A 10,911-nucleotide genomic window follows, 5' to 3' on the forward strand; every position below is an offset into this window, starting at 1 on the left:
TAAGGACTGGTATGGCCACTCCCGACCCCGACGAGATCTGGCGACTGCTCAACGAGGCCCGCTTCGAAGAGGCCAGTGAGGCGAAGGTCGCGGCCCTCGAGCGGGCGGTCGAGGCCGCCGACGCCGTCGGCGACCCCGAACTGCAGAACTACGCCCTCAACGGCCTCGTCGACGCCTACGAGTTCTCCCGCGACTCCACCCGACTCCTCGTCCCCTTCGCCCGCCTCCTGCGCAACTTCGACTCCCAGCCCGCGCACTTCGACGCCTACCTGACGCGCTCCCTGTACTGGACGTTCAAGTGGATCGTCGACACGATGATCGAGCAGCCCGACGTGCCGCTCGAATCCATCGAGCACTGGCTCGAGGAGATGCGCCGCCGCTACCGCGAGGCCGGCTACTCCATGCACGCCCCGGCCGCCTACGAGATGCAGCTGGCCTACCACGTGGGCGACTACGACCGGGTCGCCGCCGCCATCGAGGCCCTCGGCGAGGCCGAGGAGGACGAGATGTCCGACTGCACCGCCTGCCAGTACACCTCGCTGGCCACCATCGTGTTCTACGCCGAGGAGGACGCCGCCGACGCCGCGATGGAGATGCTCGAACCGGTCCTCTCCGGCGAGCAGACCTGCGCCCACGAACCCCACTACGGGCTCGCGCTCTCCCTCCTGCCCCTGGTCGAGCTCGGCCGCATCGACGAGGCCCGCGCCAACCACCTGCGCGGCTACCCGATGTGCAAGGGCAAGGAGGACATGGTGCACATGTGGGCCCTCCATGTCGAGTTCTGCGCCCTCACCGGCAACGAGCACCGCGCCCTCGAGATCCTCACCGACCACGCCCGCTTCTACGACCTCGACCTCGGCGTGCGCGACCGCCAGCGCCTCATGGAGGTCACCGTCCTCACCTGCCGGCGCCTCACCGCCCTCGGGTTCACCGACACGGCGATGCCCGGCCCCACCGGGACCGACTGGACCGTCGCGACGCTCCACGACTGGGCCGAGGCCGAGCGGGCCGCGATCTGCGCCCGCTTCGACGCCCGCAACGGCAACGACCACCACTCCCGGATGTCCGTCTGCGTCACCGAGTCCACTCCCTACGAGAAGCCGGTCCACCTGGGCCTCAAGGAGCCCAAGCCGAAAGTGGCCGCACTGCTCCCGGCCCCCGAGGAGGTCCAGGGGCCCGACCTCGACGCCGCGATCGACGCCGCGTACGCCGCCTACGACGACTGCTCGCCCGACACGTGGAAGGCCTGGCTCCGCGTCGGCGCCCTCGCGGACGCGCTCGGCATCGAGCTCATCCCGGAGCACCGCGCCGAGATCGCGCACGCCGAATCGGCCCAGTCCGACGACCCCGAGGCCGTCGCATCGGGGCTCACCCGCGCCATCGAGCTCTTCGGGCTCGCGGCCCAGCCCGGCCGCGCCCTCGTCGCCGAGTCCTTCCTCCTCATCCACCGCTCCGAGACCGAGCCCGAGGCCATCGGCGACGGCGCCGGCCGCATCACCGCCGCCGCCCGCACCCTGAGCGCGGAGCAGCGCATCGACGACCGCAGCTTCCACACCAGCCAGGTCCTCGCCATGCGCGCCGAGTACCTCGCCGCCACCGCCAGGCCCGACCTGCTCCGCGCCGACCTCGACGAACGCGCCCGGACGCTCGAAGCGGAGCTCGCGGCCTTCCCCGACCGGCGCTATGCGCTCATCCGCCGCTGCGACCTCCTCGACCTGCGCGCCCGCCTCGAACCCGACCCCGCCGCGAAGACCGCGCTCCTCGCCGCCCAGATCGAGCTCGCCCGCGCCGCCGGCGCCGGCTGGGCGGTCGCCCGCGCCAGCGCCGACCTCGCCGACCAGGTCGGCCTCACCGGCGACTTCGAAGCGGCCCTTGCCATCTGCCGCGAAGGCCTCGCCGCGCTCGGCGGCGAGCCCTCCCACACCGTCGCCGCGAAGCTCCACCTCCAGGCCGCCGAGTTCACCATGCGCGCGGCCGACCACGACGCGACCTACGAGCACGCGCTGGCCGCCTCCGTCCACTGCGACGCCGTGGGCATGACCGTCCCGGCCGCCGTCGCCCGCCACCTCATGGGCGTGGCCCTGGTCGAGCTCGACCGCCGCGCCGAGGCCGTGCCGCTCCTGGAGGCCGCCCTGGAGGACCTCCCGCCCCACGAGCTGTGGCGGATCTGCAACGTGCGCTTCAACCTCGCCGAGTCCTACGACCGCCAGGGCGACACCCGCCAAGGCGTGGAGCACGGCCTCGCGGCCCTGGCGCTCATGGAGTCCGCGGAGGAGGACTACCTCGTCAACCTGTACGCCGACACGCTGTTCCTCACCGGCGAGCTGCTCCAGAAGCTCGGCGAGCACGAGCACGCCCTCGAGGTGTACACCCGCGCGATCGAGGCGGCCGACGCCGTCGGCGACCTGGCCTGCTGGACCCGCGTCAGCCGCTCCCGAGCGTGGCTCCTGCGCACGATCATGGGCGACGCCGCGTTCGGCGAGGGGCTCCAGACGATGGCGCAGATCGCCGCCCGCCTCCACACCGTGCGCGCCGACGCCGAGGCGCCCGAGACGCTCCGCGAGGCCGCCCGCTTCGAGCTCGGCGAGACCTACCGCCAGCACGCCCAGCTGACCTTCCAGTTCCTGGAGAGCCAGGCCGGCGAGCAGGGCCTGCACCGCGACGAGGCCGAGCCGGTGCTGGACCTCCAGCGCCGCGCGCTGGCCGTGTTCCGGGAGGGTCCGCTGCTGCTCGAACGGGCGAGCCTGACCGCCCACCAGACCATGTGGCTGCTGGCCGAGCTCGGCGACGCGCAGGGCGCGATCGAGGTGGGGGAGGACGCCCTGACCTGGCTCACCGCGCCGGAGTCCGCCGAGGCCAGGGAGGGTTTCGAGGGGCATCTGGCCGACCTCCGGCAGGGTGCGGCAGAAGCCTGAGCGGGGTGCTGTGAGGCGGTGACCCGCCGAGCGGGCCGCGGCGAGTCCCGGGTCCGCTGCGAGGTACGCTTGCCCACTGGCGGACCGTACTTGACGTGCGACTCGGGGACGACTCAGCAGCGAAACCGAGTTGACCGAGTATCCGCCGCCTGGGCAGTCTGTCCAGAGGATCTCAACCGAGAGCAATCATCCGCAGTCTCACCGACCGCCAGCCGGATCGAGAGGAATCATCGTGTCCCAAGATCGCACCGAAGCGCTCATCAGCCTGTCCAAACGCCGCGGCTTCGTCTTCCCCAGTTCCGAGATCTACGGGGGCACCCGCTCCGCTTGGGACTACGGCCCGCTCGGCGTGGAGCTGAAGGAGAACATCCGCCGCGAGTGGTGGAACGCGATGGTGCGCGAGCGCGACGACGTGGTCGGCCTCGACTCCGCCGTCGTCCTCAACCCGCAGGTGTGGGTGGCCTCCGGCCACCTCGAGGAGTTCACGGACCCGCTCACCGAGTGCCAGTCCTGCCACAAGCGCTACCGCGCGGACCACCTCATCGAGGCGTACCAGGAGAAGCACGACGGCCGCGAGCCCGAGAACGGCCTCGCCGACCTCACCTGCCCGCACTGCGGCGCCCGCGGCTCCTTCACCGAGCCGCGCATGTTCAACGGGATGATGAAGACCTTCCTCGGCGCCACCGAGGACACCGAGAACACCCACTACCTGCGCCCCGAGACCGCGCAGGGCATCTTCGTGAACTTCACGAACGTCATGACCGCGTCCCGCCGCAAGCCCCCGTTCGGCATCGCGCAGACCGGCAAGTCCTTCCGCAACGAGATCACGCCGGGCAACTTCATCTTCCGCACCCGCGAGTTCGAGCAGATGGAGATGGAGTTCTTCGTCGAGCCGGGCACCGACGAGGAATGGCACGAGTACTGGCTGCAGACCCGCTGGGACTGGTACGTCGACCTCGGCCTCAAGGAAGCGAACCTGCGGCGCTACGAGCACCCGAAGGACAAGCTCTCCCACTACTCGAAGCGCACCGTCGACATCGAGTACAAGTTCAACTTCGCCGGCAGCGAGTTCGGCGAGCTCGAGGGCATCGCCAACCGCACCGACTTCGACCTCTCGACCCACTCGAAGCACTCGGGCGCCGACCTGTCGTACTTCGACCAGGCCAAGGGCGAGCGCTGGACCCCGTACGTGATCGAGCCCGCCGCGGGCCTGACCCGCTCGGTGCTGGCCTTCCTCATCGAGGCCTACGACGTGGACGAGGCCCCGAACACCAAGGGCGGCGTCGACAAGCGCACGGTGCTCCGCTTCGACCCGCGCCTGGCGCCGGTCAAGGCCGCGGTGCTGCCGCTGAGCCGCAACGAGGACCTCTCGCCGAAGGCGAAGGACCTGGCCGCGACCCTGCGCAAGCGCTGGAACGTCGACTTCGACGACGCCGGCGCGATCGGCCGCCGCTACCGCCGCGCCGACGAGATCGGCACGCCGTACTGCATCACCGTCGACTTCGACACCCTCGAAGACCAGGCCGTGACCATCCGCGACCGCGACTCGATGAAGCAGGAGCGCGTCGCCATCGACCAGGTCGAGCGGTTCCTGCTCGAGCGCCTGTAAGACGTCAGTACCGGCTGGGGCCGATCTCGATCCGATCGAGGTCGGCCCCTTCGGGTATCCACTCCGCGGCCACGTCCACGTACTGATCCGACACCCCTTCGGGGAGGGTCCGGAACGCGCCCGTGTAGTACTCCGAGTCGCTGCCGGCGGGGAGCCCCCCGAGCAGCTTCCCGTCGCCGTCGCGGAACAGCACCGCGATCTGCGCATCGGTCTCCTCGGCGGTCTCGGCCCGGAAGTGCACGCGGTACCCGTCCGGGCTCGCCATCGGCTCCAGCCCGGTGAACGAGAACGCCGGCAGCGGCGACATCTCGAACCACTCCATGCCGTCCACGTCCTCCAGGTACTCCGACGGGTAGAGGACCGTGGGCTCCTCCTGCTTCAGCTTCAGGTCCTCGACCTCGACCGCGGTGACGTCGACGGCCATCACGTAGCCGACCGAGGCCGTCGCGAGCGGCGGGATCGAACCGAGGTACAGGGTGTCCAGGTTGACCGGGTAGCCGCGCGCGGTCTCCGTGTTGATCGAGAGCGCCCCCGGCACCAGCTCGCCGTCGTGCGGGTTGCGGACCACCACGGCCACAAGGATGCGCTCCTCGCCGTGCTGGTCGACGATCTTGCTGAAGCCCTGCTCGACGATCTCGAGCTCGACCCGCTGCTCGACGAGGGCCGCCTCGTCGGTGTACTCCTCGGGGCCCGCGGAGGTCTGCTCGTCGACCGAGGCGACCTTCGCGTCCGTCGCCGGCCGGTGCTCGACCGCGACCACCAGCGCCACCGCCGAGACGACGAGCGCGATCACGAACGGCAGGCTCGGCAGGAGCTCCGCTCGCATGTGGGCATGGGTCGCGAGGTCCCGCACCGCGCGGGCGAGGCGCCTGGGCCACCGGTTCGAGGGCATGGGGTTCCTAGCTGAGGCCGCTACACTTTCCACAGCAACGGTAGCAGTCGAATCACAGGAGCGAGCGTGTCGGAATCCGCCTCTCCGCAGCGGTGGGGCGAGGAGCACATGATCGATCTGGGCGCCGTCGGCGAAGCCGGCCCGGAGCCCGAACCAGCCCCCTCGCAACCCCGCCGATTTCTGCGGATCCCCAACGCCGCCTTGGCATACGCGGCCATCGCCATCGCGCTGGCCGCCGCGGTCGTCACGGTCGTGAAGTGGTCGCCGCTGCACCGGCCGCTCGCCGAGTCCACAGTCACCGGATTTCTCGAAGCGGTCCACGACGGCGATGTGGAGGCCGCGCTCGCCTTCACCGACCAGAGGGACGCCGAAGGCCCGTACCTGGTGCCCGAGGCGCTCGACGCGCGCTGGGAGATCACCCGGGTCGCCCAGGTCGCGTACACCGACACCGGGGACGGCAAGGCGACGGCCGAGGTCTACGCGGAGATCGAGGGCCCGGACCACGCCCTCATCGGCACCCGTTACCACGTGGCGATCGACCGCGGCCACGCCGAGATCGAGGGGGCCATGATCGAGCACGAGGCCTACGGGTCCTTCGACTACCTCGACCTGAACGGCGTCAAGCTCGAGCTCGACCTGGAGCAGGGGCCCGTCTACATCCTGCTCCTGCCCGGGTACTACGAGTTCTACCCCGACCTGCCGTCCACGATGGAGTTCGAGGACGACGGCGCGATGATGGTGCTCGGGAGCAAGTTCCTCCAGATCGAGTCCGGCGTGCTCGACGAGTGGATGCCCTCGCCGTGGGTGGTCGTCTCCCAGGAGGGCGAGGACGCGGTGAACGCGGCCCTGCGCGAGTTCTACGACGGGTGCGCCGCCGACCCTACGGTCGAGGGCTGCCCGTTCAAATTCCCCGAGGACCCCGCGCGCGAACTCGCGCTCGCGCCCGGCGCGCAGTGGCAGGTCGCGGTCTACCCCGAGGTGCGCTCAGAGCGGCTCTGGTACGAGCACGGCGCGGGCTTCGGCCTCGAGTCGTCCCTGCCTGGCGAGGCGCAAGTGCAGGTCGAGATTACCGAGGACGGCCAGACGCGCACGGCGCTGGTCAGCTGCCCCATCCGGGTGAACGGGCTCTACGCGGCGTTCGACTTCGAAGTTGGCTTCTCGATCGACGCCGGCTACGAGATGTTCGAGGACCACTGCCGCTCGCTCGTCGAGGTCTAGGGCGCTCCTGATCCGCAGGTCAGGCCCCAGGCATGGCGGCGGTACGCGCTATTCGCTGTGGATGACGCAGCCGCAGTCGATCCAGGCGTGCTCGACCTGGTCGGTGTGGGTGATGGAGTAGTTCGCGCGGCTCTCCGAGGCCCAGAGGGCGGCGGGGCTGGCGGGCACGTCGGCGGAGGTCGCGGCGAGCGGGTTGGGCTCGCTCACCCCTTCGGGCGTCGTTGCCGGGGCGGTCTCCAATTGCTGGGCCATCGCACTCTCCTCAATCGCGGCTCGCGAGCTTCGCCGAGGCCGCTCCTTCGTTCATCGAGTCAAACGCAGGAGGAGCTCACATGGTTCCGGGCTTGAGAGCAGTCTCACAGCGCACTCGCAACGCCCACACTAGCGCCCCCTTGCGACGGTCGTATAACGCTTTCATTCCATGGAGTCGCAAGAGGGCGCCGACCTGGTGCGGCGTTTGCCCGGTGTGCGGGGAATTACTACCAGGACGCTTTTCGCACTCCGGGCAATTCGCCGCGGTGTGCCATTTCCCTGAGTCGGACACGCGACAGTCCGAACCTGCGGTTGAACCCGCGCGGGCGCCCGTCCACGACGTCCCGGTTGCGCAGGCGCGTGGCCGAGGAGTCCCGCGGCAGCTTCTGGAGCCGCACCACGGCCGCCGCCCGGACCTCGGGATCGGTTCCCGGATGGGCGACGAGCCGCTTGAGCTCGGCACGCTGCCCGCGATAGCGCTCGACCAGCACCTCCCGCTGCCGCTGCTTGGCGATCATGCTCTTCTTCGCCATCTAGCGGTCCTCCCGGCTGTGCTTCTGGTTCCGGGTCGTCACTAGCGTTCCTCCCGGAACTCGACATGCTTGCGCACGACGGGGTCGTACTTCTTGAGGACCAAGCGGTCCGGGTCGTTGCGGCGGTTCTTGCGGGTCACGTACGTGTAGCCGGTCCCCGCGGTCGACCGCAGCTTGACCACGGGCCGCACATCGGTGCTCTTGCTCGCCATCTCAGATCTTCCTTCCTTCTGCTCGCAGCCGCGCCACGACGGACTCGATGCCGTCGCGGTCGATCACCTTGATGCCCTTGGCGGACAAGCGAAGCCGCACGTGCCGGCCCTCGCTGGGCAGGTAGTACCGCTTGCTCTGCAGGTTGACGTTCCACTTGCGCCTGGTCTTCTGCTTCGACCACGGCACGTTGTTGCCGAAGCCGGGCCCGGCGCCGGTCACCTCGCATGTTCTGGACACTGTCGTCCTCCCTTCGCAAGTTCTAGTATAATGACAATCGTTTTCAATTAGATCGGAGGCCTCATGAGCCAGCTCGCCCAACCCGGTTCCTCGGTGTCACCGGCCGACCTCCGGCCGGCCCTGACACTCCTGACCGGCTTCGCCCCCAAAGCGACCCGCGAGGCCGCCGACCTGCTCACCCTCGCCGACCCGAGCCTCCTCGTCGTCACCTACGACCTCGCCGAACTCCTCGACAACGGCACCGTCCGCCGCCTCGTGCACGACGGACGCGGCCCCATCGAGGACGAGCGCGTGACCCTCGATCACGGCTGCATCAACTGCACCATCCGCGAAGACCTCCTCCCGGCCCTCGTGCGCCTCGCCCGCGCCCGGCCCGCCGTCGACCTCGCCCTCGTCCTCCCGCCCTCGATGGAGCCCGAGGCCGTCACCACCGCCTGCGGCTGGTGCGACGTCGACGGCGCGCCCGTCACCGACGCCATCCGCATCGACTCCGTCGTCGCCGTCTGCGACCCAGGCACCCTCCTCGAGACCCTCGACTCCGACCAGGACCTCGCCGACCGCCGCCTGCAGGCCGCCGACGACGACACTCGCTCCGTCTCCGAGGTCGCCGCCCGCCAGATCGAGTTCGCCGACACCGTGCTCCTCTGGGCACCTGACTCCGAGCGGGACTACGAGCACACGCGCCTGTCCGTGCTGCTCCAGCGGCTCAACCCCTGGGCCCGCCACCTGGTGCTCGACCTTCCCGAACCGGCCTGGCTCTCCGCGCGCATCCGCCGCAGCGGCCGCTTCGATCCGGAAGCGCCCGAACCGCACGGCCGCGGCCTCGAGGGCTACGCCGTCGGCTGCCACGAGCCCGAACCCGACTGCGGCGTCGTCGCCACCGTCTACCGCGCCCGCCGCCCCTTCCACCCCGAGCGCTTCCACCGGGCGCTCCCGACGCTGGCCGGCCGCACCCTGCGCGGCCGCGGCCACCTGTGGCTCGCCGGACAGCCCGACACGATCGTGGCCTGGGAGTCCAGCGGCGGCGGCGTCTCCATGGGCGACCTGGGGCGCTGGCTCGCGGCCACCCCCGACGAGGAGTGGGAGGAGTCGAGCCCCGAGCGGCGCGTCAACGCCGACCTGCACTGGGACGCCGATTTCGGTGACCGGGGCATCGAACTCGCGTTCGTGGGCATCCACTTCGCGGCAGACGAGCTCGCGGCCGTCCTCGACGCCTGCCTGCTCACCGACGCCGAAGCGGCCGAAGGGGCCGCCGCCTGGCGGGAATACCCCGACCCCTTCGACGGTTGTTTCGATAGCAAGGAGAGGAACCAGGAATGAAGCAAGGTATTCACCCGAAATACGACTACGTCGTCTTCCGCGACCGCGCCGCGGACTTCGCCTTCCTCACCCGGTCCACGGTCGGTTCGGCCGAGACCGTCGAGTGGGAGGACGGCAAGACCTACCCGGTGATCGACGTGCAGATCTCTTCGGCGTCGCACCCGTTCTGGACCGGTAAGAGCCGCGTCCTGGACGACGAGGGCCGTGTCGCCAAGTTCTACAAGAAGTACGGCAAGACCCCCGCCGAGTAAGGGCGGGCAAGAGCGAAGGGGAGGCCTCCCGGCACCGGAGGCCTCCCCTTTTTCGCGTCTCGCGCCCGGCGTCAGCCGCCGGACGAGTCGATCTCGGCGCCCTCGGGGACCGTGAGGTCGTCCCGGTCGTCGAGCCAGCCCTCCGGGAGGGTCACCTTGCCGGGGCTGTTGGTGCGGCCGCGCGGCTTGCCGATGGTCGACTCGGGGAACGGTGCGTCCGCCTCGAGCTTGCCGAGGAGGTCTTCGAGCTCGCTGAGGTGGGAGACCATCGAGAGCGCCCGCCGCATGTCGCCCCCGACCGGGAAGCCCTTGAGGTACCAGGCCACGTGCTTGCGGAACTCGCGGCAGCCGTGCTCCTCGGCGGCGATGTTCCGCCGGGCCTCGTACGACTCGGCGCCCGCGATCCACTCGACGAGCAGCTCCGCGTGGCGGTACATGACCTTCGCGACCTCGCCGAGGGACGGCATGATGCGCTGTTCCCGGCCGTTGAACGCCGCCTCAAGGTCCCCGAAGAGCCAGGGCCTCCCCAGGCACCCGCGGCCGACCACGACGCCGTCGCAGCCCGTCTGCTCGACCATGCGCAGCGCGTCGTCGGCCTCCCAGATGTCGCCGTTGCCGAGCACCGGCAGGTCCAGGTGCTCCTTCAGGCTCGCGATCGCGTCCCAGTCGGCGGTGCCGGAGTACCGCTCGGCGGCGGTGCGCCCGTGCAGCGCGACCCACGCGACGCCCGCGTCCTGGGCGATCTTCCCCGCTTCGAGGTAGGTGAGGTGGTCGTCGTCGATGCCCTTGCGCATCTTCACGGTGACCGGGATGCTCCCGGCCGCGCCGACCGCCGCGGTCACGATCTCGCGGAACAGCCGCCGCTTCCACGGCAGCGCGGAGCCGCCGCCGCGGCGGGTGACCTTCGGGACCGGGCAGCCGAAGTTGAGGTCGATGTGGTCGGCGAGGTTCTCGTCGGCGACCATCTGCACGGCCTTGCGCATCCCGGCCGGGTCGACGCCGTACAGCTGCAGGCTGCGGGTCTGCTCTTCGGGATCGAACTCGATCAGCCGCATCGTCTTCGGGTTGCGCTCGGTGAGCGCCACCGTCGTGATCATCTCGCAGACGTAGATGCCCGCACCCTGCTCGCGGCAGAGCTTGCGGAACGGGAGGTTCGTGATCCCGGCCATGGGTGCCAGCACCACCGGCGGGTCGACCGTGGTGCCTGCGAGCGAGAGCTGCTGTGTCACCGGTCCATTATTCCAGCGGACCGGGCGGGCCGCCCTACCCGGTGACGCGCCGCACCTGAGCCCTCGGCCTCCATGCGGCGAATCCGCCCCTTCGTAGCGGCGGCGGTGCCGCAGGCGGGGCTGCCGTACTGCCGTGACCGCTCGCCACGGTCCGCGTCGAACGACGAAGGCCGCCCGGCGATCGCCGGGCGGGCAGAGAAAGGGCTGGGTCTAATAGAGGTCCACCGTCACCCACGCGCCCC

The 10,911-nt window shown here is 70.3% G+C and carries 11 protein-coding genes; 5 read left to right on the top strand and 6 right to left on the bottom strand.

The features are described from left to right. The first annotated feature begins 11 nt into the window (after positions 1-11). Positions 12-2,915, top strand: a complete 2,904-nt coding sequence (locus tag O2L52_RS19235) for a tetratricopeptide repeat protein (protein WP_270117523.1) — start codon at positions 12-14, stop codon at positions 2,913-2,915. Positions 2,916-3,147: 232 nt separating this feature from the next. Next, positions 3,148-4,524, top strand: a complete 1,377-nt coding sequence (locus O2L52_RS19240) for a glycine--tRNA ligase (protein ID WP_270117524.1) — start codon at positions 3,148-3,150, stop codon at positions 4,522-4,524. Between the two features lie 4 nt (positions 4,525-4,528). Here the strand turns inward: O2L52_RS19240 and O2L52_RS19245 are convergent, their stop codons facing one another. Next, positions 4,529-5,416, bottom strand: coding sequence for a hypothetical protein (locus tag O2L52_RS19245; RefSeq protein WP_270117526.1), 888 nt, complete (start codon positions 5,414-5,416; stop codon positions 4,529-4,531). A gap of 66 nt (positions 5,417-5,482) precedes the next feature. Here O2L52_RS19245 and O2L52_RS19250 point away from each other — a divergent pair, with 66 nt between their 5' ends. Next, positions 5,483-6,634 carry a hypothetical protein gene (locus O2L52_RS19250; RefSeq protein WP_270117527.1) on the top strand — a complete coding sequence of 384 codons (1,152 nt, stop codon included), beginning with the start codon at positions 5,483-5,485 and terminating at the stop codon, positions 6,632-6,634. A 48-nt stretch (positions 6,635-6,682) separates the two neighbouring features. On the opposite strand, the gene O2L52_RS19255 is transcribed toward O2L52_RS19250, so the two are convergent. The 4 genes from O2L52_RS19255 to rpmB all read right to left on the bottom strand — a co-directional run bounded on the left by O2L52_RS19255 (position 6,683) and on the right by rpmB (position 7,869). Beyond that, a complete protein-coding gene (locus tag O2L52_RS19255) occupies positions 6,683-6,886 on the bottom strand; it encodes a hypothetical protein (protein WP_270117528.1) in 204 nt (67 codons plus the stop codon). Positions 6,887-7,113: 227 nt separating this feature from the next. Then, a complete protein-coding gene (gene rpsN / locus O2L52_RS19260; protein WP_270117530.1) occupies positions 7,114-7,419 on the bottom strand; it encodes a 30S ribosomal protein S14 in 306 nt (101 codons plus the stop codon). Between the two features lie 41 nt (positions 7,420-7,460). Beyond that, a complete protein-coding gene (gene rpmG / locus O2L52_RS19265; RefSeq protein WP_270117532.1) occupies positions 7,461-7,631 on the bottom strand; it encodes a 50S ribosomal protein L33 in 171 nt (56 codons plus the stop codon). A 1-nt stretch (position 7,632) separates the two neighbouring features. Then, positions 7,633-7,869 carry a 50S ribosomal protein L28 gene (gene rpmB / locus O2L52_RS19270; RefSeq protein ID WP_270117533.1) on the bottom strand — a complete coding sequence of 79 codons (237 nt, stop codon included), beginning with the start codon at positions 7,867-7,869 and terminating at the stop codon, positions 7,633-7,635. 63 nt (positions 7,870-7,932) lie between these two features. Here rpmB and O2L52_RS19275 point away from each other — a divergent pair, with 63 nt between their 5' ends. Both O2L52_RS19275 and O2L52_RS19280 read left to right on the top strand, forming a co-directional pair. Beyond that, on the top strand, positions 7,933-9,189 hold the full coding sequence (locus tag O2L52_RS19275; RefSeq protein ID WP_270117535.1) for a CobW family GTP-binding protein: 1,257 nt from the start codon (positions 7,933-7,935) through the stop codon (positions 9,187-9,189). Continuing rightward, a complete protein-coding gene (locus O2L52_RS19280) occupies positions 9,186-9,440 on the top strand; it encodes a type B 50S ribosomal protein L31 (protein WP_270117537.1) in 255 nt (84 codons plus the stop codon). Before O2L52_RS19275 ends, O2L52_RS19280 begins: the two co-directional genes overlap by 4 nt. A 71-nt stretch (positions 9,441-9,511) precedes the next feature. Here O2L52_RS19280 and dusB read toward each other — a convergent pair whose 3' ends face one another. After that, positions 9,512-10,669, bottom strand: a complete 1,158-nt coding sequence (dusB, locus tag O2L52_RS19285; protein WP_270117539.1) for a tRNA dihydrouridine synthase DusB — start codon at positions 10,667-10,669, stop codon at positions 9,512-9,514. Between the last annotated feature and the right edge of the window lie 242 nt (positions 10,670-10,911).

This window comes from Glycomyces algeriensis, assembly GCF_027622855.1.
GTDB lineage: Bacteria > Actinomycetota > Actinomycetes > Mycobacteriales > Micromonosporaceae > Glycomyces > Glycomyces algeriensis.